The organism is Roseburia zhanii, from assembly GCF_014287635.1.
Taxonomy (GTDB): Bacteria; Bacillota; Clostridia; order Lachnospirales; family Lachnospiraceae; genus Roseburia_B; species Roseburia_B zhanii.
The window spans coordinates 122,431-147,027 of the sequence record NZ_JACOPH010000001.1 but is presented as its reverse complement, the minus strand read 5'-3'; the positions used below and the strand labels follow the sequence as shown (position 1 = coordinate 147,027).

At 41.1% G+C, this 24,597-nt stretch carries 23 protein-coding genes and 1 pseudogene; 7 read left to right on the top strand and 17 right to left on the bottom strand.

Features of this window, described 5'->3' with window-relative positions:
- Positions 1 to 76 precede the first annotated feature (76 nt).
- The 9 genes from H8S17_RS00740 to H8S17_RS00700 form a co-directional block, all read right to left on the bottom strand.
- A complete protein-coding gene (locus tag H8S17_RS00740) occupies positions 77 to 1,015 on the bottom strand; it encodes an ROK family glucokinase (protein ID WP_186865820.1) in 939 nt (312 codons plus the stop codon).
- Positions 1,016 to 1,107: 92 nt separating this feature from the next.
- Positions 1,108 to 3,135, bottom strand: a complete 2,028-nt coding sequence (locus H8S17_RS00735) for a transglycosylase domain-containing protein (RefSeq protein ID WP_186865819.1) — start codon at positions 3,133 to 3,135, stop codon at positions 1,108 to 1,110.
- Entirely contained in the window at positions 3,132 to 4,640 is a 1,509-nt protein-coding gene (locus H8S17_RS00730) for an ATP-binding protein (protein ID WP_186865818.1), read from the bottom strand. The genes H8S17_RS00735 and H8S17_RS00730 overlap by 4 nt, the downstream gene beginning before the upstream one ends.
- 12 nt (positions 4,641 to 4,652) lie before the next feature.
- Positions 4,653 to 5,711, bottom strand: a complete 1,059-nt coding sequence (locus H8S17_RS00725; RefSeq protein WP_186865817.1) for a metallophosphoesterase family protein — start codon at positions 5,709 to 5,711, stop codon at positions 4,653 to 4,655.
- Positions 5,712 to 5,784: 73 nt separating this feature from the next.
- Entirely contained in the window at positions 5,785 to 6,315 is a 531-nt protein-coding gene (locus H8S17_RS00720; protein ID WP_186865816.1) for a stage V sporulation T C-terminal domain-containing protein, read from the bottom strand.
- 171 nt (positions 6,316 to 6,486) lie between these two features.
- On the bottom strand, positions 6,487 to 8,034 hold the full coding sequence (locus H8S17_RS00715) for a recombinase family protein (RefSeq protein WP_243237944.1): 1,548 nt from the start codon (positions 8,032 to 8,034) through the stop codon (positions 6,487 to 6,489).
- A 4-nt stretch (positions 8,035 to 8,038) separates the two neighbouring features.
- Positions 8,039 to 9,760, bottom strand: coding sequence for a recombinase family protein (locus H8S17_RS00710; protein WP_186865814.1), 1,722 nt, complete (start codon positions 9,758 to 9,760; stop codon positions 8,039 to 8,041).
- Positions 9,761 to 11,404 (bottom strand): recombinase family protein, encoded by a 1,644-nt coding sequence (locus H8S17_RS00705; protein ID WP_186865813.1) that lies wholly within the window; start codon positions 11,402 to 11,404, stop codon positions 9,761 to 9,763.
- 292 nt (positions 11,405 to 11,696) lie between these two features.
- Complete coding sequence (locus tag H8S17_RS00700) at positions 11,697 to 11,918, bottom strand: DUF6870 family protein (protein ID WP_186865812.1); 222 nt, start codon at positions 11,916 to 11,918, stop codon at positions 11,697 to 11,699.
- 397 nt (positions 11,919 to 12,315) lie between these two features.
- On the opposite strand from H8S17_RS00700, the gene H8S17_RS00695 reads away from it, so the two are divergent.
- The 5 genes from H8S17_RS00695 (at position 12,316) to H8S17_RS00675 (ending at position 14,937) form a co-directional block, all read left to right on the top strand.
- Positions 12,316 to 12,627: a helix-turn-helix domain-containing protein gene (locus H8S17_RS00695; RefSeq protein WP_186865811.1), complete on the top strand. Its 312-nt coding sequence runs from the start codon at positions 12,316 to 12,318 to the stop codon at positions 12,625 to 12,627.
- 3 nt (positions 12,628 to 12,630) lie between these two features.
- Positions 12,631 to 13,182: an ImmA/IrrE family metallo-endopeptidase gene (locus H8S17_RS00690; RefSeq protein WP_186865810.1), complete on the top strand. Its 552-nt coding sequence runs from the start codon at positions 12,631 to 12,633 to the stop codon at positions 13,180 to 13,182.
- A 207-nt stretch (positions 13,183 to 13,389) separates the two neighbouring features.
- Positions 13,390 to 13,992 carry a DUF4417 domain-containing protein gene (locus H8S17_RS00685; RefSeq protein ID WP_186865809.1) on the top strand — a complete coding sequence of 201 codons (603 nt, stop codon included), beginning with the start codon at positions 13,390 to 13,392 and terminating at the stop codon, positions 13,990 to 13,992.
- A 70-nt stretch (positions 13,993 to 14,062) separates the two neighbouring features.
- On the top strand, positions 14,063 to 14,545 hold the full coding sequence (locus H8S17_RS00680; protein ID WP_186865808.1) for an EndoU domain-containing protein: 483 nt from the start codon (positions 14,063 to 14,065) through the stop codon (positions 14,543 to 14,545).
- Entirely contained in the window at positions 14,545 to 14,937 is a 393-nt protein-coding gene (locus H8S17_RS00675) for a hypothetical protein (RefSeq protein ID WP_186865807.1), read from the top strand. The genes H8S17_RS00680 and H8S17_RS00675 overlap by 1 nt, the downstream gene beginning before the upstream one ends.
- A 75-nt stretch (positions 14,938 to 15,012) precedes the next feature.
- Here the strand turns inward: H8S17_RS00675 and H8S17_RS00670 are convergent, their stop codons facing one another.
- Entirely contained in the window at positions 15,013 to 15,300 is a 288-nt protein-coding gene (locus H8S17_RS00670) for a helix-turn-helix domain-containing protein (RefSeq protein WP_186865806.1), read from the bottom strand.
- A gap of 549 nt (positions 15,301 to 15,849) precedes the next feature.
- Here H8S17_RS00670 and H8S17_RS00665 point away from each other — a divergent pair.
- Entirely contained in the window at positions 15,850 to 16,320 is a 471-nt protein-coding gene (locus H8S17_RS00665) for a GNAT family N-acetyltransferase (RefSeq protein ID WP_330595581.1), read from the top strand.
- 22 nt (positions 16,321 to 16,342) lie between these two features.
- Positions 16,343 to 16,849: a YunG family protein gene (locus tag H8S17_RS00660; protein WP_243237922.1), complete on the top strand. Its 507-nt coding sequence runs from the start codon at positions 16,343 to 16,345 to the stop codon at positions 16,847 to 16,849.
- 141 nt (positions 16,850 to 16,990) lie between these two features.
- Here H8S17_RS00660 and H8S17_RS00655 read toward each other — a convergent pair whose 3' ends face one another.
- From H8S17_RS00655 to H8S17_RS00625, 7 genes and pseudogenes are all read right to left on the bottom strand, one after another.
- On the bottom strand, positions 16,991 to 17,317 hold the full coding sequence (locus H8S17_RS00655) for a hypothetical protein (RefSeq protein WP_186865804.1): 327 nt from the start codon (positions 17,315 to 17,317) through the stop codon (positions 16,991 to 16,993).
- Complete coding sequence (locus H8S17_RS00650) at positions 17,314 to 17,475, bottom strand: MmcQ/YjbR family DNA-binding protein (RefSeq protein WP_243237921.1); 162 nt, start codon at positions 17,473 to 17,475, stop codon at positions 17,314 to 17,316. The genes H8S17_RS00655 and H8S17_RS00650 overlap by 4 nt, the downstream gene beginning before the upstream one ends.
- A gap of 22 nt (positions 17,476 to 17,497) precedes the next feature.
- A complete protein-coding gene (locus tag H8S17_RS00645; RefSeq protein WP_186865803.1) occupies positions 17,498 to 18,928 on the bottom strand; it encodes an RNA-binding domain-containing protein in 1,431 nt (476 codons plus the stop codon).
- Between the two features lie 581 nt (positions 18,929 to 19,509).
- Positions 19,510 to 19,835 (bottom strand): annotated as a pseudogene (locus H8S17_RS00640) (ATPase); the annotation flags it as partial.
- Positions 19,836 to 19,855: 20 nt separating this feature from the next.
- Positions 19,856 to 20,305, bottom strand: coding sequence for a hypothetical protein (locus tag H8S17_RS00635; protein ID WP_186865802.1), 450 nt, complete (start codon positions 20,303 to 20,305; stop codon positions 19,856 to 19,858).
- Between the two features lie 12 nt (positions 20,306 to 20,317).
- On the bottom strand, positions 20,318 to 21,844 hold the full coding sequence (locus H8S17_RS00630) for a Y-family DNA polymerase (RefSeq protein WP_186865801.1): 1,527 nt from the start codon (positions 21,842 to 21,844) through the stop codon (positions 20,318 to 20,320).
- A 26-nt stretch (positions 21,845 to 21,870) separates the two neighbouring features.
- A complete protein-coding gene (locus H8S17_RS00625; RefSeq protein ID WP_186865800.1) occupies positions 21,871 to 24,597 on the bottom strand; it encodes an ABC transporter permease in 2,727 nt (908 codons plus the stop codon).

The following is a 24,597-nucleotide window of genomic DNA, read 5'->3' as shown; positions in this document are numbered from 1 at the left end:
TACTAACATATTTTTTTTTATTTGTAAAGTAGTTATGTGAATTTTATTATCGTTTTTTCTTACATCCTAAATCTGATCATTGTAAGATCATCTGCACACAGCCGTACATTCCGGCATCATTACCTAATGTTGCAAGTGCAAATTCTGCATTCCGGCATACCAAAAATGCTGCTTTTTTATAATATTTTTGAATACGCTCAGTAAGGATTGTGCCCGCTTTCGATACACCTCCGCCAATGACAATGATCTCCGGATCAACTACACATGCCATATCAGATAACTGTTTTCCTAAGATCATTGTCATTTCCTCAACCACTTCATCTGCTACCTGATCCTTTGCCTTTGCTGCGTCAAAAATATCTTTTGCTGTCAGTGGATCATAATTTCTCAATACAGTCTGTTTGTCTGTTGCCTGTAATTTCCTTTTTGCGAGACGAACCGCTCCGGTAGCTGATGCATATTGTTCCAGGCAGCCATATCTGCCACAGCCGCATTGTTCTGTTTCTTCTGTGTTTACAGTCATATGTCCGATCTCTCCTCCTGCTCCATGACTGCCGGCTACGATCTTGCCATCCACAATGATACCGCCGCCAACGCCGGTGCCAAGAGTCACCATGATCATATTCTTTCTGCCTTTTCCGCCACCCTGCCACATTTCGCCAAGCGCAGCTACATTTGCATCATTTCCTACTTTGATATATAAGCCGGTCTTTTCCGTCATTTCTTTGACAACATCAAAAACACCCCATCCTAAATTGACACATTTCTGAACTACACCTTCTGCTGTCACCGGTCCCGGAACACCGATTCCTACTCCCTGTACGTCCTCTTTGGAAATTCCTTTTTCAGCCATTTTCCCCATGACAGAATCCGTAACATCTGAAAGGATATTTTCCCCATGATTATCTGTTCTTGTCGGAATCTCCCATTTTTCAATGATCACACCGGTTGTTTCAAACAATCCGATCTTGCAGGTCGTTCCACCGATATCTACACCAAATCCATATTTTTTCATATCCCGTTTCTCCTCATCTCTTAATATTCTGCTACTTTAAAATTACCTTTAGTATAGAAAAAAAATCCTGTATCTGTCAATCTAATTATAGATCATTCTTCATCCCCTAATGCATCCTGTCTGATCTTCTGATACTTGTCTGCCTCTATATATGGCAGAAAATCTACCGGTGCAAGCCCTTCATGGCATTTTTCCATAAAGGTATGCCAGATTGCTCCCGGATAAGTAGAACCTGACAGCCCCGGCAATTCTTCCGGCATATCATAACCTACCCAGATACTGGTTGTATAATACCTCGTATATCCGGCAAACCAGCCATCTTTATTATCATTTGTCGTGCCGGTTTTTCCGGCAGACGGCATATCTGTCACACCAAGTCCTGCTCCTGTCCCTTCTGTAACAGCCGTTGTTAACATATCTGTGACCATACGTGCAGCTGTGCTTTTATAGACACAGGTTTCTTCCTGATCCGTCGAAATGATCTCATTGCCGTCAGCATCTGTGATCTTCATAATACAGGTTGGTGTTCTGTAATTACCGTCATTTTCCAAAGTGGCATATGCCGCCGTCATTTCCATCGGGGAAACTCCGTTTGTAAACCCGCCTAATGCTGATGTAAGCTGTTCATCTTCAGGTACGATCTTTGCAAAACCCATTTCTTTCAGATAGGAAAGCCCGACTTTCGGAGTCAGTTCCTTAAACAGATTCCATGCAACAGTATTTTTCGATGCAGCAAGTGCCGTTCTTAAAGAAATCTCTCCGTCATACCGTTTATTTGCATTTGCCGGTCCATCTTCTATACGCTCATCTTCGACCATGGAATCGGGTGTGTATCCCCGCTCTAATGCCGGTGCATACACGATCAGCGGTTTGATACAGCTTCCCGGCTGCCGGTAGCTCTGGTAGGCACGATTTAAAGTATATCCGTCAAAATCCTGACTTCTGCCCCCGACAACCGCCTGCACGTATCCGGTATCATTGTCGATGCAGACACCTGCCGCCTGTAATTTGAACACGCCTTCATCGTTCACATCGGTAAATCCTGCTAATGCTTCATCGATCGACTGCTGTAATACTTTCTGTTTTTCTAAATCTATAGATGTATAGATCCGGTAACCGGCTGTAAACAATGTTTTCTGACACGTCTCATACAATTCATCATAAGCACTCTGATAAGTTTCCTTTTCTTCTGTGCTGTCAAATTCATTTTGAAAAACAAATCCCTCCTGCTCCATTAAAAGCCGGATCGCACAATAGTATGTATATGTTTCGACATAATTATTTTTTTCATGCTCTGGACGGTCTAATGCTATCGTTTCTGCTTTTGCCATCAGATAAGCACTTTCTGCGATCTTGCCATCCTCATACATATTCTTAAGAATACGATCCCGTCTTGCAACCGTATTATCTGCATGTACTAACGGATCATAGATCGTCGGATTGTTTGGGATTGCACACAAAAATGCAACCTGTGACAGATCTAATTCGGACACATCTTTATTAAAATAGCCGATGCTCGCTGACTGTATGCCATAATAACCGTTCCCAAAATAAATATTATTCAAATAAAATTCCAAGATCTTATTTTTACTGTATTTCTTCTCTAATTCTGTAGCAACAAACATCTCCTCGACTTTTCGCTGCCATGTCTTATCCTGTGTCAGAAAGATATTTCTCGCCAACTGCTGTGTAATGGTACTTGCCCCCTGTGTGACTTCTCCATTTTCAATGATCGCTTTTACCGCACGCAGGATCGCCTTATAATCAATTCCGTTGTGCTGGTAAAATTTTTTATCCTCAATACTAATGATCGCTGCACAGACATCTACCGGAATTTCTTCATAAGAAAGATAATACACATCTTTTTCCCCTTTTAAGGTTGAGATCGTATTGCCATTTTTATCATAAACCACGCTTGTCTGGACGGCTTTAAACGTATCTTCTGTCGAATCCCTGACAAATTCCACCGCCTCTGTCTTCATATTCTGTACTTCTCTGGCATATCCACCATAGTAATAGTAAAACAATCCTCCTGCTAATATCAGCATCAGCAGAAACTGTAATTTTACAATAAACCAGAACAAACGGTACTTTTTCTTTTTTCGTTTTCTAAAACTCATAGTGCTCCTTCATCCAGTATGATCTTATTGCAGGACACGTTCATCCGCTCTAACACCTCAAGTTCCCTCTTTTGACAGGTAAACAATATGATCTGTTCCTGCCGCTTTAATAACCATGTTAATGTATCGGCAAGCCGTTTATCATCATACATACTAAATGTTTCATCTAACAGGACCGGCATCGGTTCTTCCTGTATCAGAATACTTCCAACTGCCATACGCATGGCAAGGTATGCCTGTTCTAAAGTTCCCCTGCTCAACTGGCCAACCGGTATCTTCTTGCCGTTTTCCCAGACAAATAATTTTAAATCTTCCTCTAAAATAATGCTGTCATATTTTCCACTTGTGATCTGTGAGATGTTCTTAGAAACAGCTTCGTGAAGTCCGTCACTGACATCTTCATAAATCTGCGCTGAAATCCTCTGGATCGTTTGGATCGCAAGTTCTAAGGCTTTTACATCCTGGGCCAACTCTCTTTCTTCCTTCGATGGTTCTGCCAATTCGAGCAGCTGTTCTTCTATATTATAATAACGGTTTTCTTTCTCTTTCCACTGTTCCTGCATAAAATGCAGTTCATCTGCTAATTCTTCCGGTATTTCATCCGTATCCTTCCCTACTGTCTTGTTACTGTAGCGGATTCCTGCGATATAGCATATTCCTAATGCTAACAGCATACACAAAATCCCGATCCACCGGGCAATCCCACCCGTCAGAAAAAAACCGCCGCCTGCAAACAACAGCAATATCCCGATCAGAAGTCCCCAGCGTATTTCTACTCTATGGACAGTTTCCCATTCAGATGCATGTTCCTCTTTTCTGTTATCATCTGCTGCGAGTTTCTCTGCATTGTTGCGGTTTTTATGCAGTATGATATCTTTTTTTAATATTTCTGCCTCCATAGACAGACGTTCTGCGGCTTCCATACGGGCTGCGGCACTCTTTTTCTGCTCCTTTTCAACTGCTTTTTTCTTTTTTGACAGGTCCTCTAATGCTGCCTGTATGCGTACACTGCCATCACCGGAATTTGAAACATCCGACATATAATTTTCCAATGCTCCTGCTAAAGATTCATCTGCCAAAAATCCTGCCTGCCGGATGCAGTAGGTATTCTGGTAATTTTCTCTTGTCAGCCCTCCTAAGAGCATTGAAAGATCGCCAAATTCTACGGATAACTCTTCATTATCTTCTAAATTCCTAAGTTTTGCCGATTTTTCCTTATGGTAAAAATTCCGCTCCAGGAAAAAACGTTTTCCATCAATCTGCATGATCATATTTCCGACATAAAAAGACGCACTGTTCCACGGTTCATATGCTCCGTAAAGATCATCCCTGCCTGCTCTGCCGCGGCTTTTCTCTATTCCAAACAACATTCCTGTCAAAAAATTATGTATTGTCGTCTTGCCGGATTCATTCGCTCCATAGACAATATTTAGTCCCGGTTCAAACTCGATCGTCTTTTCATGGAACTTTCCAAAATTTTTAATTTGTATTTTTTCAATCCACATATTATTCTTTCTTTATAAATGACGCATTGTCCGGCACAGGGCATCTACACCATAGTACAATGCTTTCTTTGTGACTGCATCCGGCTCTTTTGCCTGCATGGCAGTAATAAACCGTCCAACCATCTGATTGTCAAAAGTTTCCTTTAATTTATCAAAATCATAATCTAAAACCGTATCTTCCACAACACTTGCTACATGTTCTAACTCTAAAATTTTTGCTGTATCGATTTCAAGTTCCGGACTTTTTCTGCCGGAAAGTATAAATTTATAGATCTGAAACGGCTCTGCATAGGATAAGATCTCTGATAATTTTTCTAATAATTCATGGTTTGTCATGTTCGGATGTACGGCTACCGGAAGATGCACATATTCACATTTCCGGATCGGATAAAAACGTACCACTCCGCCACGCTTACTGATCTCACCTTCCCAATATCCATGCTGTCCGGTATCATTGACATCGATCGGCTGTAGGGCACCCGCCATGACGATACGGTTCTCTGCTAACATTTCCGGCTGATGGATATGTCCACATGCCACATAATCAAAACCGGCATCGCATAATTTCTGCACTGAAAACGGAATATGCTTTGCATCGCCTCCATGTGCTAAGAGAATATTTATCTTATCTGCTTCTAAATCCCCGATCTTATCATAAACCGGCTCTCTGATCTCTCTCTGCCAGTAACTTGCCCCATAAATACAAACATTTTCTTTTGGAAAAACAATCTTCTCTATTTCCTGGTTTCCTATGAAATATACATTATCTTCCCACCGGAATGTACGGTAATACGAATGTGGATGCACATAATCATGGTTGCCGGCGATCAGCACAACCTTTGTATGCGGTATCCTGCTAAACAGATAATTGACTTCTTTGATCTCCCGAAGCAATGGCTGTCTGTGAAACAGATCTCCTGCGATCAGCAGAAAATCCACCTGTTCTTCCCCTGCATGTTCGATCACTTCTGCAAATGTGTCCCATAAGTCCTGTTTCCGCTTACTGCTCCATGGCTTGCCTTCGTCCGGTACTGCTCCTAAATGTACATCTGCTATATGTATAAAACGCATCTGCGTCCTCCTGCCTTAAAATCTATCTAATCATTCTACACTTTTTAGGCGGAGAACGCAACTGCTGCACCTGTTACTGTTCCATCTGTCTTCCTAAAAATCCTGCTGCCGTAACTGCTAACTGATGCTCGGTATCTCCCATCGGGTAGTCCTCTTTTTTATTTGAGATCACAACCGCACCTATCGCATCTCCCTGACAGATGATCGTCGCTACTGCCTGCGACGAAAGTTCCCCTGTATCATCTAAGGTGATCTTCACAAAAGAACTGTCTTCTTTATTTGCCACGAAATCTTCCCTGCTCTCAATGATATCTTCCATCTGTTTGCTTAACGGCTTTCCGTCAAATTCTTTTTTTCCATTTCCTGCGACTGCCACTACATGATCACGGTCTGTAATGCACACAAGATTTCCGGTTGTCTGTGCAAGGCTCTCTGCATACTGTCCGGCAAACTGGCTGAGTTCTCCGATCGGAGAATATTTTTTCAAAATGATCTCACCCTGCCGGTCGGTAAATATTTCTAACGGGTCGCCTTCCCGTATCCGTAACGTCCTACGGATCTCTTTGGGAACGACCACCCTTCCTAAATCATCCCATCCTGTCAAGCAAAGTCAAAAAAATAAATTTCCGTCCCCGGAAACACGCATAAATACTGAATTCTTTGAATTTCCGAGAGCGAAAACTACGGCTCCCCCCCATTGTGATATAATAAGTCAAATTCCGTCAAGTTGCATAATTTTCAAGTGGAAAAGCCAGCACATTGCTGGCTCTGCCATTTATCCAGATTCAAACAAGTCATTGAATTTCCAGAGGATTTCAATGTGTTCTCCGTCTGTAATATATACTTTTTCAATCGCATCGTAAAGCACTTTCTTCAATGCTTCCTCATCCAGAGAACCAGCTTTAGAAGTAGTCGCCTGCTCCTTTTTCCGTTCATTCTCTGCCCGGATGCAAGATTCATACTCAGCTTCCATAGCAGCGATACTTGCTTTCAATTCTGCCTGTCGGCTGTCCCGTTCCACTCTGCCAGAAAGAAATTCTTCACGGCTGATACTTCCTGCCTTGTAGTCCATGTAGCTTTGCATCCGCTGTGCGTCACTCTGTTTCAGTTCCGCATTTAGCACCTTTAACCGTGACCGAATCCGTGTGCTGTCTTTTTCAATGTCCTTTTTCTTTTTACTGCTTTCCACCTTCAGCACAGAAAGCTCTGCTTTCAATGATTCCAGAAGAACTGCTTCAAGCTCTGTTCGATCCCAGCGGACAGCTTTACACGCAGTTTCCAGCTCTGACCAATACGGTGTTGCACAATAGAAATGGTCATCCAAGCCGAACGTCCGCTGCAGTTTTCGACCACAATGGGCACAGTAGAGAGGAAAGCTCTCCGTATTCTCTTTCTTTTTATAGGGGCGAACCTTCCGCAACGCATTTCCTGCCGCTTCAAATTCTTCCTTACTCACAATCGCTTCGTGAGCATTTTCATGAATATACCATTCTTCCTGTGGTACACGTCTGCCAGCCTTATCACGAATCCTGCGGCTTTCTCTGGTGTGATTCACCATACAGCCGGTATATTTCAGATTCCTAATCATGTCAATGATTCTCTGATGTGTCCACATGGGCTTGCGGTTATCGGATGCTTTTCTCTGAATGTTTTTATACATCAAAGGAGTTGGAACACCTTCCGCATTTAATTCTCTAGCAACCTGACTGGTTGATTTGCCGCCGATCACATCCAGAAAAATTCTGCGAACAACCGGGGCTGTTTCCGGGTCAATCACCATTTTGTGTTTTTCTTCGACTTTATAGCCATACAGACAGCAGGAAACGTAACCACCTTGTCTCTGCTTTACCCTCATTCCGGTTTTCACCTTTTTGGAAAGATCTTTGCTGTAATAATCGTAAATCAGATTCTGAAATGCGACATCCATACCAGGTGTACTTCCAGAATATTTATTGCTGTCGTAGTGGTCATTGATAGAAATCATCCGAACACCCAAAAACGGGAAGATATGCTCCAGATAATCACCAACCTCCAGATAGTCTCGACCAAAACGAGAAAGGTCTTTTACCACTACGGTACTGATTTCTCCTTCCCGGATCAGATCAATCATTCTCTGAAAATCCGGTCTGGAAAAGTTTGTGCCTGAAAAGCCATCGTCACAAAACTCAATCCGTGGAAGTGAAGCAAGAGATGGATCGCTGTCCAGATACCGCAAGATCAGCTGTCTTTGAGTGACAATACTGTTACTGTCATCCTTCGCCTGATAGGTTCGCTTATCCACATCTTCCTGCGAAAGTCTAAGATATATCGCCACACAGTTCATCATCCTATGCCACTTCCTTCCTGAGTGCTTCAATGGATTCCATAACCGCCTTAAATTCATCCATATAGCGGAATGTAATGCTGACTGAATTATCATCATGCAGCTGCATGGATTCAATCATGGCATCTGCCAGTTCCTGTGTCATTTCTGTCGCTTTGGAATATTTCTTTACAAGAGAAGCCAGTTCTTTCTCTGCCTGTGTCTGCTTGGTACTCTCTTTCTTCGCAGCTGTCAGCTCTGATAACTGTTTTTCCAGTTTTTCAATCTCCCGAACAAGAATCTCACGAGTACTTGCATAATCATCCTGCGTCAGAATCCCTTCCCGGAAGTCCTGATACAGACCGCTGAACAAGGTTTTCTTTTTTACCAGCTCCGCTTTTACGGTACGGACTTCCTTTGCATGGCTATTGTCAGACAACATCGCTTTCTTTGCTTTCAAGAGCTGTTTCAGCGTTGCATCCATGTCTACAAACAATGCCAGCTGTGTTTTGATGCTCTCAAGAACTACTGCATCCAAATCCGCTTTCCGAATCCGTTTTATCTTGCAAGCTCTGTCTCCATGTTCCTGAAATGTCGGGCATTTGAATGTAAAATACACTTTGTCTTTCTTGGTGCTGAAAGAGCGAAACAGTTTTATCACTGCACCACAATCTGCACAAGTGAATTTCTTTCCATAGATATTGACTGCTTTAGGCAGATGATCGTACTTTCCATAGGCTGCTTTTGATTTCTGAGCTGCTTCCTCATTGATTTTCTGAACTGCATCAAACAAAGTCTGCTCAATAATCGGTTCATGCGTATTCTCAGCCACAATCCAGTCTTTTTCCTCTGCCCGATGGACTGGAAGTCCGGCATATAAACACTGAGCCGTTTTTCTCTGTGCCAGATGCCCAAGATAAGTAATATCCTTCAGAATGTCTGTTACGATATGCTTATTCCATAGAATCTTTCTGGCTTTCTGATTATTGTTCGTTACAATGCCACGGTCAGCTTTATACTGTCCCGGAGAAGGAATCTGAAGATCATTGAGCTTTTTGTTGATTCCCATATAGCTCATTCCATCCCTACGCCACTCATAAATCATGCGGACAACCGGAGCTGTCTCTGGGTTGACGATCAGCTGATTTTTGTTTTCCGCTGACTTCATATAACCGTATTTTTCCCAGTTTCCAATATACTCGCCATGCTCCATCTTATTCCGCAGTGCCGTAGAAACCTTGTGTGAAATATCCTTGGCATAATAGTCATTGACAATGTTGGAGAGTGATACAGACAGCTGTGCAGTCGATTCTGCCGTTTCTGTATCGAAATTATCGACAACAGCAATAAAACGAATGCCAAAGAACGGGCAGATTTTTTCAAGAAACTCGCCTGTCTCAATGTAGTTTCGACCGAGACGGGAAAGGTCTTTTACAACAATGCAGTTGATTTTTCCACTTTTGGCATCCTCCAGCAGACTTTTCCAGCCTGGACGGTCAAAATCGGTTCCTGTAAATCCGTTATCTGTGTAGGTCTTTTCATATTGAAGATACGGGCGGCTCTCGATATAGTTCTGAATCAAAGCAATCTGATTATCAATGGAATCGGAATCACTCAGATTATCTTCACGGGAAAGTCTGGCATAAATGGCAGTCTTGTAAACCGTCATTTCAAACGAAACCTCTGTGCTTGGAATCTCATTGTTCAGAATTTCATCTGCCCGGTTCTTTCGTGATACTCGTGCCATTTATTCCACCTCCTTCGATGCAATATGATAATCGTCCAGAAACTCTGCGATTGCCTGGAACTGATCCGAATGACTGAGTGTTACCAATACTTCCTTCTCAGTTGTAATCTCAACCTTTTCGATGAAGTACACAACCACCCGGCGTGTCAGTTCCTGAATATTTTTATATTGATGAAACTGTGACAACCAGCTCTGCTGACCAGTCAATCCATTTTTCACTTGATTGCGATTACCAACCAATCTGGCAATCGTTTCTTTTGCTTCACTGATATTCTTATCAAATTCCGCCTTGAAAATCCGGTAATCTTCAAGAGAAATCACTTCGTTCTTGAAATCCTCATAAATCATGGCTTTCATCTGATTGTTGTGAGCAATTACTTCTTCCTGTCGTGTAATACCGGATGCAATCCGCTCCAGTTCCCGACGTTCCCAGGATACATCATTCAGCTGCTTTAATGCCCGTTCCATGTCCAGTGCCATAGCAACCTGTGACTGAATCACAGCAAGTACCGCATCGTACACAAGCTGTTCCTTGATTCTCAGCTTGCAGCCGGAATCCTGGCAGACATAATAAACATATTCTCTGCCAGAGATTACCGACCGTTTTCTTGCCATGGTACTGTGGCACTCAGCACAGAAAATCTTTCCGGCAAACAGAGCGACTGTATCACCTTCCTTTGTGCTTCGTGTATCCTCGTGCAGCAGCTTTTGAACCAGGTCAAAGGTTCCCGGAGGAATGATTGCTTCGTGAGCATTTTCCGTCCGCATCCATTCTTCCTTATCTTTGAGCTTACGGGTTTTAACCTTATAATTCGGAGAAGTTGATTTACCCTGTACCAATGTTCCGATATACATTTCATCCTGCAAAATCCGATAGACCGCCACATGGCTCCATTCTGACTTTGCCTGCTGTTTGAAACTGGTTTTCAGTTTTGCACCGCATAACTGCTTATATTCCAGTGGAGAAGGTACACCTTCTTCATTCAGCCGTTTTGCAATCTGTCCCAGACTGCTTCCGTCCACCTTCATCTGAAAGATACGCTGAACCACCGCTGCGGCAGTCTTATCAATCTCCAGTCGGTGCTTATCATCCGCAGACCGCTGATAGCCATATACCACATGCGTACCAACAAATTCACCATTTCTCCGCTTAATCTCCAGATTAGAACGGACTTTAATGGAAATGTCTCTCGCATAGGAATCGTTGATCAGATTCTTGAATGGAAGAATGATTTCATTTCCTGCCTGCTCTTTCTGAGCAGAATCATAGTTATCATTGATAGCGATGAAGCGAACACCCAGATGCGGGAAAATCTTTTCCAGATAACGACCACTCTCAATGTAATCTCGTCCAAAACGGCTGAGATCTTTTACAATGATGCAGTTGATTTCTCTCTGCTTGATTTTATCCATCATTTTCTGGAAATCCGGTCTGTCAAAGTTCGTACCGGTAAATCCGTCATCGCAGAACTCCTGAACAAACGTAATCTCAGGATGTTTCTTCAAAAATTCTTCAATCAGTTTTCGCTGATTGGCAATACTGTTACTTTCAGTTTTCCCTCCTGTTGTGGAGAGATCACCATCTTCCTTTGAAAGCCGCAGGTAGATGGCAGCAAGATAATTGTTATCCAAAATTGTTTGCATAATGTGCCACTCCTTTTTGATCTTCGCCAGAAGCCAAAACAAACCGGAGTTTCACTGATTTTGTCCAAGACCATACTACCATAGTCCTCAGCATAACTCCAGTTTGCCGCCGCACTTTTTCTGTGCCAATTTGTTCCAGTGTTACTGTTCACTCCGTGACCAGTAACTCGTGATTTTTGCATGAAAGTTCGCTTTGCGAAGCAAAAATCACCACCTGAATCACTTTCTTACGCAGCCAGACAGTAAATGTCTGGCTGCTGTGTGCACAGTAACATTCCAGTTCAGAGACAGCTTACATGGAAGCAACCATGTTAATGAAGTTGTCAGTGATCGTGTTCTGCGTATTTGCAAACGCCACACGGACAACGGTACTTCCTACCTTAAACTGATACGGATTTTTGATCTGCTGAACAAAAGACTTGATTCTTTCCTCTGTCGGCAGAGAACTGTCAATCTTCACATCACGAATATCAACCAGATGGTCGATAGGTGTATGCTTTTTTTCGCCTGTCATCTGCAATCACCACCTTCACTTTTATACTTTCCATTTTTTACCGCTGTTATTCAGGAAATCTCATCGGTAAAAGAATAGACAGATTCCGCTTATTACAGAATCTGCCCATGGTTCGCACCGCAGATGTGGCTGATGTCTCCACCGACAACAGGAATGTACCTGATGAATGACTTGTTCAGTTGTCAGGATTCAGCAGCTTCCTTTCGTTAGCTGCAAGTAAATTGTAGCGGTTTATCAGCATTCTTTTTATGTGGTAATATTGATGATTACCCACCGTGTCATTGATGGTTTTGGGACATGATTTTCTTTTTTGGTAATTGCACTTGACATTTTGGCAATTCGTGAATATAATAAAATCAGGCTGATAAGTAAAACCCGACGAAAAGGAGGAAATATCATGGGCAAGGCATTAGGAGAACGAATATCTGAGATGCTTCAGAAACGGGGCATTCAGCAAAAAGAACTGGCTGAACGAATCGGTATCACAGAAGCCGCTATGTCACGTTATATTGCCGGAACAAGAGAACCAAAACCAGACGTAATTGCTAATATGGCAACTGCGTTACACACAACCTCAGATTATCTTCTGGGAATTGAGAACGATGCGTTCAACTATCACCAAGTTCGCCGTATGATTGCAAGAAATGCTTCTTCTATGACGGATCAGGAAAAGAAAGCTCTGATTGATGCACTGTTCGGGGAGGAGTAAGTATTGTCGATCAAAATATCGAATCAAAGATACGAAGAAATCAAGCGTATCGTCGTTAGAATGTTTGTAAAATATGGAGTATCCTGCGTACCTATTAACGGTTTTGAAATTGCACATAAAATGGGAATCAAGGTTATTCCATACTCAGCTATCGCCCCAAGTAAACGCTGGCTTCTGATTAAGAAAAGCGAAGATGGCTTTTCTGTAGAAAGAACAAATGGGCAGTGGTACATATTCTACAACGATGAAAAAGACTATGGACGTGTAAATCACACCATTATGCACGAAATCGGTCATATTGTCCTGGATCATACAGAGGACAGTGAACTGGCAGAAAAAGAAGTGAAATTCTTTGCCAAATACGCACTTGCACCACCTGTTCTGATTCATAAGCTCAAACTGGATAATCCAGAAAGCATCTCAAAAATATTCGAGATAAGTTACGAAGCTGCTTGTTATGCTTATGATTATTACCAGAAATGGCGGAGACGTTATTATGGCAGTTACACCGATTACGAGCATCGCCTTCTTTGTCTCTTTGACCAAGCAAGTTAGGGTGGTGGTTGCATTGAATGAAAATAAAACGTATTAAAAAGCTGTTGGCGCAGCAATCTAATACGTTTCATAAGCGGATATGCTATTCGCATTCCTTGATCAAAATGAGTATAGCATATCCTTTCCGTAGCTGCAATTCGCAAATTATACAAAAGTGAATTGCTTGACATCGTATTCCTCCAGATAGAGGAGAAAGGATATTTTAGAATGAATAACTTATTTTATGATGGTTTCAATTCTAAACTTATTGAAACCGCTTTTTTCGATGGGATTTTTGAAATCCCTATTTTGAAAGCACCTTTAGAAATTGTGCTTCCAACTGTTGCTGTTCCTTTTTCAAAACGAAATGTAATTTCAAATCCTGCAAACGAAATGCTTGTATTCTATGAGCATGATCCTCATTTTCGGGATTTTGTTAGCATTCCGCAGAATTACATTGATGAACTGAAAAATGTTCAAATTATTTCCACACCTGACTGCTCTCTCTATCGTGATATGCCACTTTGGGAGCAACTTGCAAATATTGGTGTAAGTCGTTCCGTTGGATATTATTTACAAGAGCAAGGAAAATATGTTATTCCTAATGTTCGATGGGGCGATGAACGAACATATAACCGACAGCTTTTTGATTTTGCTCCCGCATTTGCTGGTATACCAAAGAACAGCATTGTTTCTATCGGAACATATGGTTGCAGCCGGACACAAGAAGATAAATATTATCTTGAAGCTGGACTTGATGCTATGTTATCCGAATTGACTCCTAAAGTTGTTATCGTATACGGTTTATACAATCCAAAGATTTTTGGATAATATGAACGCTACACCCACTTTCATCACCTTCCAGATTGGATTTCCTATAAGCGAAAGAAGGTGGCATAATATGGGGACAAGTAAAAGCGGACGATACATAAACACCAAAGGTAGCGGCACAAGTGTCAGTGACTTTGCTCTCATACATTCCAGTGAAGGCAAATATACAAAACCTACCCGTAAGAACGACAAATTGCGACTCGTTAGTGGCGGACATGGACAAGCAGGCTTGAATCAGCTCGACAAGTATGGCATTAAATATAATATTGTCAAAACATATCCTAATGGCGTGCGAGTTGGTAATATTCCTAACCATAAAACAAAAGCAAAAACTCACGACACTGGACAATCTTGGTTTCCAAAATCTTGGACAACAAAAGATATTCGTCGTGCAGGCGAACACGTTGCCGGATTAAAAGCTAACCGCCATGCTCCTAATGGCAAAAAATTGTATGGATTTTATAAAGGTGTTCGAGTTATTGTCATTAAAACAAACGGAAAAATAGGAACTGTCTTTCCAGATAATATTCAGCCTACAAGGAGGGGTAAGTAATGATAAAAGAAAATATAGCTGACATTATTAAAGAGCGAATCCGCATTTCAGATGAAACACAGGATAACTGGGACTATGGCATCGAACAGTGTTGGAAAAAATATGTTGATATTTTATCTGCTGATATTGAAAAAAGCACAGATTTTTTTCTACATGACTGTACTAATGAAGAATTTTATTGGCTGTCAGAAGCATTTGAAGAAATAGCCGATAATACCCAAAGCCAAGAGCTTATTTCTGCCTGGCGTTCTCGACTTGCCGCTGTTACCTCCCAAAATTACTGTCAGGAGAATTTTATCTCAACAGAGATGCGTCAACAGGTTGATTATCCTGAATATGTTAGAAGCATCGAACAAGAGATAAACTATGCAGAGGGAAGAATTGACAAATAATTTTATAAAGGGATAATTAAACAAAAGAGGAAGTGCCAAGAGCAATTAAACTTTCGGCACTTCCTCTTTTATTTTTTATAATTGCTGGTCGATTTCTATGCGCCGACCAAGCATCATCCGAATCTGCTTTTTCAGTTTATCCGTCTGCATGTCACGCCCCAGGAACATATAGTCCAGCGAAATGTCAAAAAACATTGCCATCTCAATAAGTAAATCTATGGATGCACCGGAATAACCCGTCTCAATCTTTCCAAGATTGCTGACACTGATATTCAGCTTATCGGCAAGCTGGTCCTGTGTCATATTCTTCTGCTTTCTAAGGCTTTTTATCCGTTTTCCGGTTTCTTTCAAATCGTAGTACATAATCTTTCCTCCGTAATCTTGAAATTTGTGAATAAAGTTTCAAGATTCGGATGGCGGAGAACAGCAACGGAACTTATTTCCGAATGTAGAAAAAACGCACCTGTTTCTGCTGTTTGCTGCAAAAACAAGTGCGTCTGCAAAATGTCGTAAAATCAAATAAACCTTCGTCAGATATGGTTAAGCAGGCATTTGTAGTTGCCTTGTCACCATATCTGGCGAAGGTGTTACAGAATCTTTTCATCAAATTTAAAAAGGATATTTCTTTCATCTGCAAACCACTTGTATTTTGTGATAGAATTGATTTATAAATCGGGATTTAGTGGAGGATACTATAATGAATTTTACAATCAGACCATATAAACAAGGTGAAGAAAAATATTCTTTGGACAGCCAGCCCTCTTACTGACGCCATTCGGCATTATGAAAAGTTGAGCTTTAAGGCAACTGAGTCTGTAGAAAATACTACATGGGATACGAGTGGAAAGCCGCTTGATGAAATTAAACTGGAATTGCTTCTCTGACACCTTCCAGTTTAATGAATTAAGATAGATGGCAATTGATGGAGTAAGAAGTTGTATGAAAATTCGAGAAGTGAATGAAAATAAAAAGAAATTTATATCATTACTGTTATTAGCGGATGAACAAGAGAGTATGGTTGATCGCTATCTTGAAAAAGGTACTATGTATGTGCTTGAAGACAGTAATGTAAAGGCTGAATGTGTTGTCACTGAAGAAGGTAATGGAGTACTTGAAATCAAGAATATCGCAGTTGAACCAAAGAATCAGGGAAAGGGCTATGGCAAAGCACTTATTGATTTCCTCGCCAGTAAATATGCAGATGGATATTCTGTTTTACAAGTAGGAACAGGTGATAGTCCATTAACAATACCATTTTATGAAAAATGTGGTTTTGCCCGTTCTCACAGTATTCCGAATTTCTTTACTGATAATTATGACCACCCAATTTATGAAGACGGTATCCAGTTAATAGATATGGTATATTTACAAAGACGTATATGACTTTTATATGAAAGGAAATCCTATGAGTAGTGCAATAAAAAAGGCTTTGGAAAATTTGGAAGAAATAGTGCCGGCTGGTGCTGATGATTCTTATTATCAGGGAGAGGAATTAGCTGAAAAAAGATGTCAGGAAGTAGCTGCATTTCCTGGGATTGATACATTACATAAGTTGTATGCAGTGTTAAGGAAAACATGGTCGGCAGAGACGGCATATCCGTCATGTCAGGCAGAATGGGTTTCGACCGATCCCTCCTACGGGCAATGTGCTATTACAGCAATGCTTGTTTATGATATGTTTGGAGGAAGTATTCATCGTATCAGAGTGAACGGAGGAGGAACACATTATTTCAATAAAATTGATGGATGTTATGTCGATCTTACCCGTGAGCAATTCGATTTATACGATATTCCGATAGCATACGAACCTAATGAACAAATGAAAAGAGAGTATTGTGGAAAGAACCCGAACACCAAAGAGCGATACCATCAGTTACAGAAAAATATTATTCGTTATTTGAAGAACGAATGAAACACCCTCCAGTTTGCAAATCTATCGCTAAATAAAAAGTGCGACACTGTTGCACGAATTTATAATGCAATGTGAATCATATTGAAAAAAGTGCCGGAAGTAAGTTCGTTTACCTCCGGCATTTTTACATTCCTGCACTTTCTATATCATCCCGGCTTCCACAGCCAATCTATTTGTCAGCACTGCATATTCTTCCTCAAGCAGTCGCTTCTTTGCCGTCTGCAGCTCACTTCTTGCAATTTCGCTATGTCCCTGCTTATGAATCACATGAATCAGCCAATAATAAATATCAGCATTATATGGAACAATCGCCAATGCTTTCGCAGCATACCGGTGAACGCAGTGATAATCCCGATCCTGATGAATCGTTTTCAGCAACTCTGCCTTTTCCTCTGCTGTGTTCGCATTCAGAGCCTTTCTCCATTTACGCTCAAAAAGCTGGACATCCGTAAAAACATTCAGTTTCAAACCAATCCTTTCAGATTTCTTCCCGGAACTTCCATGATAAGAGCGTTCCATTTCTGATTGTCCGTGTGGCGTAAAACAACATTCCAGTCATTCCACGGATACTCCGGTTCTGTACCGTATTGTTGCTTGCACCAGCTAAATACTTCTTGTCGTGTCATTCATCCCATCAGTCCTATATCATTACTTCTTATCTGTCAATATCCATTTTCCTTTTCTATTAGACCCCTCACGGACAATCTTGCCTTCCTGCTGCATTTTTGCCATAGTACGTTTCACTGTTGCCGCTGAAACAGCAAGTATCTCTCCAAGTGCTTTGTAGGTAAGCTCAGGAGATTTACGAATTACTTCTTCTAATCGAGTTTCGAGGTCAATTTTGGGGTCAACGGGATCATGATTGAGGTCATTGAGGTCACGATTGAGATCATTGACCCCATTCTGACCTCGATAAAGATTGATTCGGAACGCAACTTCCATGTCGATAAATTCCGGCTCACGCAAACCATATTCTTTCATAGCCTGCATAAGTTTCGGAATACCGCTGCCCCATGCTTCAACAAGATTCATATATGCAAAAGCATTAGCGAGCGAACGATTCCTGATTTTTGAAAATCCTTCTTTCATCAAATCAATCGTCACACCAGGAAGCAGACCACCCGGAGACGTAATTTCCAGTCGGTCATCATAAATTGCCACCTGAATATTTGAAGCCTGAATGTAACTGCAATTCATAACCGCATTTACAATCAACTCACGGATACTATCCGGCGGCAGCTCATAAATATCCTGACGATACACGCCTTCCAACCGGCAACCCATGCGGATATTTCGCAGAACAAATTTTACCGCTTCGTCTACTTGGTCCCAAAGTGGTCCTTCGTAATTCCGGCGATCTAAAAATACTGCACGGGTTGTTCCTTTGAACACGCCGCACTGTATCACGGAACGTAAGCCGCCTTGCCCTGTCAGATAAACATACGCATTGGTTGGATAGATATTTCCATCTTCACTTTTTTTTAAAATGCCCCAACTGATCAGAACATTTTTTGTCACGTCCTTTACAGCTGCTCTCTGGAGATCAGACTTGCCGTTCGCAATGGCAACCTCCTTCATTTGCCTGCAAAGCGTGTCAATATCTTCATCTGTCACCTTCAAATCTCTGCGAATCACAGAATCAAAAGCATGTCCATCGCATTCATAGTACAATTCTCTGGACATCTCACGATCAGCTGGACGAGTAGTGCCAGACACACGGATATACACACCATTTTCCAAACCATCCGCTTTAATATAATATGGTTTCTGTCGTCCGGCTCTAATTTCGGCAACAATTACTGGTTTTTCATTTATGTTCTGCAAATACACATCTGGGATAATTGTTGGTTCACAGCTATCTGAAATCGCATTGGTAATTGCGTCGATTTCCTGAAAAACAACATCTTCCGAAATTCCAACTACTTCTCTGGTTTTATCATCAATACCAAATACAATCTGCCCACCTTTGCCATTGGCAAAAGCAACAACAGTTTTCATGTATTTGATACTCTTATCCGGGCGTTGCACCTTGAACTCTACGTTCTGGGATTCCCCGGCAAGAATTTCTTCTATGGTCATATTGCCACCTCCCATATTTAATTTGCCCGTATATCTTCAAAGTAACACATAGGCATTATCCTCATAACATTTTATCACAGGCTATCCTCTTTGAACAGATAACCGTTATATTCAAAAAGAGAACTGCCGATAAGTACGAGGTTTGTCTCTGTCCACCGTCATGCGGTTTGGCATCAACGGATACAGAGCCACAACTTCGCCCTTGCCGTTTCAGATAATCTGTGCATAGGCATTGCCCCACAGAATATTGCTCCAATTATCCTAAGTATAGCCATACTTTTTTGACTGTATTCAAGGTACTCATATTTACCTTTTGAGAATCCCATGATATGATGATTTCAAGCAAATTTACTTTGGACAAAATCAGCGAAAACCATTGATTTATCTGGGTTTCTTGGCTTTAGCTTATTATAACAGGATAGTCTATTCTTCGCACGATTCCTGTTGCTTTCATAAATTTTTCCTCCAAATGCATATTATAAAAAGAGTGACTTTCCACTCTTTTTGCTATAAATTAGCTTTGGAGTTAGTATGTGGAAAACTCATAAAAATATTCCTGTTTTTTGTTTTTCGCTAATAAACTATGGATTTAACAGCCAATCAGCAATATCTACTATCTTAATACCCTCGTACTGATACTCATCATGCCTTGTTCGTGCGATTATCATTTTCGGATGAGCATCCCGAATCTGAAGCAACGGAAATACTTCTTTCCCCGAATGTCATAACGTTTAATATCATAAAATACAAATGCATTACATAAATATTTAATATATCTGCCGATCGTTACATGATTCGTTACCGTATCATTTGCAGTCAATAACTGACTTACTTTATTCGGCGAAGTCAGATTACTGATATAATTTATCCGGTTTTTTTCTGTTCTATAAGCATAAGAACCAGCCACTTTCAAAAATCAAAAATTTTTCATTTTCTGAAAGTGTCCTCACTCAGATCAGACCGTACTTCCATTTCCAAAATCTCCTCCATCGGTATCACTGTACCATCTTCCATGACGATCGTATGTGTATACACGTCCATTTTTTTCACGATACCGGAATGGGAAATGTATGCCCCGCCGGATTTTTTCGCATCAGGTATAAAATAAGTGATCACAACATCCCATTTTTTATCCAGATTCTCTCTGATCAACTGAAGCTGTTCATTTAATTTTGCAACGGCATCTTCGGTCAAGATTTGCCTTTCTTCTGTCAGACGGGCAGTTTCCATGACCGCTTCTTCGTGTCCGGTCAGTGCCGCAAATGCCGAAAACTGTGCCGCACGGTCATGTAAAGACATACGGGGATGCGTTTTTGAAACCGGATGCGGTAAATTTATGATATCATCATATTTATGAAATTCTTTTTTCTCATCCATGACTCTGCTCCTCTATGCCTTATGACCGCCAATCTGCTCATTCCGGTCTTTCGCTGTTGCTCCTTCTAACAGATTCATTCCTTTTAAAATAGCATTCTTTCCATATTTCTTTTTGATATCTAACATTGCTTTCTGTATATTTTTTTCCCGCTCTAAAGCTTCATCTTCTTTTTTCCGGGTGCGTTCTAACTCTTTATAATCCGTAAAAAGATCCATCTGCTCATAGGCATCGTGCTGTTTTGCGAACCGTTCATCGATCAGCTTATTCGCCGTAATTGTAATCCTCCGGATCAAAAGATTTTTATCCACGATTCTGTCATATAATTCCATCACTGCATCCATGATCATTTGTGTTGACGATGTCTGTCTTTTCAGATTTGTCGTTCCATGGGCATGTTTTGGGATCTGCCTTCCATAATGGTCAGTTGTTACAACACCTTTATACATTTTTCTACGCTTTGGATCGGATAGATTTTCAATATCATAGCCAATCGTAAGCACGATCTGGTCTGTCACGAGTCCTTTATCCACTAAATCTAATACCACCTGATCTGTCATTTCTTTTACGATCAGCCTTGCCCCTTCAAAATCATATGGGCAATGGAGCACCTGACCGGAACTGACACTGTTTGTTTCCGGCTGATAAGCTTTCACCTGCTCTATGGTACATGGTTCGTACCCCCATGCATGGTCTATGAGCAGTTCTGCATTGACGCCAAACAGATGATAGAGCAGATCTTCATTATAAAATTCATTGGATTTTCCGATCGAACACCTTGCAATATCCCCCATCGTATACAATCCGTTTTGCTCTAACTTCTTTGCATATCCTCTGCCGACACGCCAGAAATCTGTAAGCGGTCTGTGATCCCACAAAAGCCTGCGGTAAGACATGTCATCTAACTTTGCAATACGGACTCCGTTGCTGTCCGGTTCAATATGTTTTGCTACAATATCCATTGCGATCTTGCAAAGATACAGATTTGTCCCGATCCCTGCTGTCGCTGTGATCCCTGTCGTCTGCAAAACGTCCTGTATCATCTTCATCACAAGTTCTCTCGCTGTCAGATGATATAATGTAAGATACTGTGTCACATCCATAAACACTTCATCGATCGAATAAATATGGATATCTTCCGGTGCAATATATTTCAGATAGATATTGTAGATTTTCGTACTGTATTCCATGTAGTATGCCATGCGGGGCGGTGCAACGATATAATCGATGGCTAATGACGGATCGGCTGTCAACTGTACTGCATCATCTGATGATCCGGAAAATTCCTGCTTTCCTAATTTTGACCTTCGGGCATTGTTTGCTGCCTTTACTTTCTGCACTACTTCAAACAGCCGTGGTCTGCCCGGTATTCCATAACTTTTTAAAGATGGCGTTACGGCAAGGCAGATTGTTTTTTCCGTACGGCTCTTATCGGCAACCACCAGATTTGTCGTCAACGGATCACGCCCACGCTCCCTGCACTCAACAGAAGCGTAGAAAGATTTCAGATCGATTGCAATATAAGTTCTATCTTCTGACATCTGACCACACTCCTTTCTGCTTACTTCTACTCTCTGTTCTTAAGCACTTCCGCAGGAACGATCTTATTTAATCTGCCTACTAATGCTTTGTTGATCACAAAATATAACAGCAAAATTGCTGCATACAATACTGCCCAGAGCCATGGTTTAAATGCAATATTGATCCCACAATTTACGTTCGATACCATAAACGGATATGCCTGATCCATGATCGCTTTTGACAGCGGCAGACAGATTGCTGCACTGACAGCGATCATGAAAAAGTTTCCATCAAGATATAGTTTTCTTACTTCTTTTTTATGAAAACCAAATACTTTGATCAGTGAAATAGAAAATGATGACCGGTCTATCATTACTTTCATCATCAGATACATCACAACCGTAAAGATCAGTGCTGATATGACAACGATCATAATGACCATGCTTCTCATCAGATCTGAAAAAATTCCTGCGGATGCTTCAATATCGGATTTTGTCACAATGCTGTATAATCTTGCAGAATCTACAGAAAGTGCATGATCTGAAAATACAACATTATATTCGTCTTTACTGGCTCCAAAGAGTTCTCTTGCGTCTTCAATATCCATAAATACATAGAATGCCGGTGTATATTGTACAATATTTTCTACCGTAAATGCATAATCAATCTGTGCATCTTCATCATGCAGGATCAGTTCATCTCCTGTTTTGATTTTATATTTCTGTGCAAGGGCAGAAGATACAGCTACTTTATTTTTACTTCCTTTTACGACCTTCGCATCAAAATATTTAGAATCCTCCTCTAATCCTAACACATTGATGTCCCAATTATAACCTAAAATTTCTTTTTTAAGCGTTTTCACATACGCAGCTTCTCCGCCTTCCGGTGGATTTTCGGTCGGATATTTATAGGTATACATATATTCATACTTCGTATCTTTGACATTGTCTATCTGTACATTACTGCATAATACGGCTGTATTCAAGCTTAACATCAGGCAGATCAGTGAAATGAACATACCGATGATAACTGTAATCCCTGTACGCATTTCCCGAAGCATCTGTCTGATGCGGAATCTGGAGATAAATCCCATCGAACCAAGATTAACATTACTTCCTTTCGGCTGTTTTACCTCATTTTTGATCAGGGAAAGTGCTGTCTTTGACAACTTTTTACGGATCACAAAATAATTAACTATGATTGCTGTAACCGGCGGCATAATGATTCCATAGATGATTAAGATCGGTGGGATCAATACCTCTATCTGCGGAACGGAATAATAAGCATACGCATCTGCCATCTGTGTCGGGATTCCCCATGGGCTGATACCGATACCAAACCCGATCAGTCCTGCAACCGTTGTCACGCATACCGGAAGTGTCAGATAGTGTAACATCAGATCTTTTCTTTTGACTCCTAACGCATATAAAGCACCGATCACACTGCTTTCTCTTTCAATGCCATGCACCACAAAAACAGAGATCACATAAGCAAACAGCATCATTAAAAGAACTCCGAAAAAATATCCGCACTGTACATTGATCTGCTGATCGTCTGCTGCTGCCCCGATCCTCGGATTTTCCTCTGCTGTTATAAACTGTGTCAGATCAGAAAGCCCGGTATCATATTCATCCAGAAAATCATCACTTCCACTCTTTAATTCTTCAATTCCATCTGACAGTTCCTCTGCTCCATCACCTGCTTCTGAAACTGCATCGGTATATTCTTTGATACCATCTTTAAACTGTCTGATCTGTTTTAGATCACTTTTTACCCCTCTGATACTAAGTGCAGCTACACCGCCTTCTTTATCTGCAATATGATCTAATTCTTTTTCAAAATTTTCTTCCGTAAGTTCAACGGAAAATCCATATCCTTTTAATGCCGAAGAAGCCTGTATCAAATAAGCAGTAAATAATTTTTCTGCAGCATCATTTAATACCTTATTATTATCTGTGATCTCATCTAAACCATCTGACAGTTCCTCTGCCCCATCATTCAGATCTTCTACTCCATTTTTAAAATCATCTAAGACCGCACCTGTCCGCTTCCAGTATTCCTGAAAATAAGTATCCTTGATCTTATCTGTATCTACTTTCATATCCTCTAATACATCTTTGACGGCTTCATTATCCGTATCACCTGTCAGCCTGTAAGCATACAGATAATTTTCAGTTTTCTCACTCTTTCCGGTAGCATGAAGCATATCATATGCCTTTTGCGTCACAAACACTGTTCCGAAATTCTTACTGTCAGCAACCGAATCGGAAATCTCCTTTAATGGTACATTATAATCCGGTGTAGTTCCGGTTCCGGTAATCGTAAACATATGTCCTGCGATCGTAAGGGAATCTCCGGTCTGTATCTGGTTTTCTTCTGCAAAACGTTTTTCGACGACGATCTCATCATCTGTTTCTGCCACATGACCGGTGTCACATTCTATCAGATCGATCTGTCTGCGGTTTGCAAATACACGCACGATCTGCCCCTGATCTACAGCATAGTCCTCATAAAACATTGCTTCAACCAAAGCACCTGCTTCTTTGATCTTTTCTATCCCCGCCTTTGTCAATGGCACAAAAACCTCAAACTGTCCTTGTTCGATCTTATTTGCATCATCGTGTTTCTGTCCGTTATCGATGATCGTCACACCTGCACCGATCAAAGATACAATGATATACATTCCGATCACGATCAAAAATGCCAGTGCAAGATAACGGAACAGATTTTCTTTCAAATCCCTCAGGACTCTTTTTCTTAAGATCTTCTGCAT

What these genes read in the sequence shown, in the direction of transcription:
- H8S17_RS00650 (WP_243237921.1), bottom strand. Translation starts at nt 17,475, where the DNA reads ATGACACGACAAGAAGTATTTAGCTGGTGCAAGCAACAATACGGTACA.
- H8S17_RS00635 (WP_186865802.1), bottom strand. Translation starts at nt 20,305, where the DNA reads ATGGATGAGAAAAAAGAATTTCATAAATATGATGATATCATAAATTTA.
- H8S17_RS00705 (WP_186865813.1), bottom strand. Translation starts at nt 11,404, where the DNA reads ATGCAAACAATTTTGGATAACAATTATCTTGCTGCCATCTACCTGCGG.
- H8S17_RS00700 (WP_186865812.1), bottom strand. Translation starts at nt 11,918, where the DNA reads ATGACAGGCGAAAAAAAGCATACACCTATCGACCATCTGGTTGATATT.
- H8S17_RS00740 (WP_186865820.1), bottom strand. Translation starts at nt 1,015, where the DNA reads ATGAAAAAATATGGATTTGGTGTAGATATCGGTGGAACGACCTGCAAG.
- H8S17_RS00645 (WP_186865803.1), bottom strand. Translation starts at nt 18,928, where the DNA reads ATGACCATAGAAGAAATTCTTGCCGGGGAATCCCAGAACGTAGAGTTC.
- H8S17_RS00735 (WP_186865819.1), bottom strand. Translation starts at nt 3,135, where the DNA reads ATGAGTTTTAGAAAACGAAAAAAGAAAAAGTACCGTTTGTTCTGGTTT.
- H8S17_RS00680 (WP_186865808.1), top strand. Translation starts at nt 14,063, where the DNA reads ATGGGGACAAGTAAAAGCGGACGATACATAAACACCAAAGGTAGCGGC.
- H8S17_RS00710 (WP_186865814.1), bottom strand. Translation starts at nt 9,760, where the DNA reads ATGGCACGAGTATCACGAAAGAACCGGGCAGATGAAATTCTGAACAAT.
- H8S17_RS00630 (WP_186865801.1), bottom strand. Translation starts at nt 21,844, where the DNA reads ATGTCAGAAGATAGAACTTATATTGCAATCGATCTGAAATCTTTCTAC.
- H8S17_RS00695 (WP_186865811.1), top strand. Translation starts at nt 12,316, where the DNA reads ATGGGCAAGGCATTAGGAGAACGAATATCTGAGATGCTTCAGAAACGG.
- H8S17_RS00670 (WP_186865806.1), bottom strand. Translation starts at nt 15,300, where the DNA reads ATGTACTACGATTTGAAAGAAACCGGAAAACGGATAAAAAGCCTTAGA.
- H8S17_RS00665 (WP_330595581.1), top strand. Translation starts at nt 15,850, where the DNA reads ATGGCAATTGATGGAGTAAGAAGTTGTATGAAAATTCGAGAAGTGAAT.
- H8S17_RS00685 (WP_186865809.1), top strand. Translation starts at nt 13,390, where the DNA reads ATGAATAACTTATTTTATGATGGTTTCAATTCTAAACTTATTGAAACC.
- H8S17_RS00675 (WP_186865807.1), top strand. Translation starts at nt 14,545, where the DNA reads ATGATAAAAGAAAATATAGCTGACATTATTAAAGAGCGAATCCGCATT.
- H8S17_RS00730 (WP_186865818.1), bottom strand. Translation starts at nt 4,640, where the DNA reads ATGTGGATTGAAAAAATACAAATTAAAAATTTTGGAAAGTTCCATGAA.
- H8S17_RS00725 (WP_186865817.1), bottom strand. Translation starts at nt 5,711, where the DNA reads ATGCGTTTTATACATATAGCAGATGTACATTTAGGAGCAGTACCGGAC.
- H8S17_RS00660 (WP_243237922.1), top strand. Translation starts at nt 16,343, where the DNA reads ATGAGTAGTGCAATAAAAAAGGCTTTGGAAAATTTGGAAGAAATAGTG.
- H8S17_RS00715 (WP_243237944.1), bottom strand. Translation starts at nt 8,034, where the DNA reads ATGAACTGTGTGGCGATATATCTTAGACTTTCGCAGGAAGATGTGGAT.
- H8S17_RS00625 (WP_186865800.1), bottom strand. Translation starts at nt 24,597, where the DNA reads ATGCAGAAGATCTTAAGAAAAAGAGTCCTGAGGGATTTGAAAGAAAAT.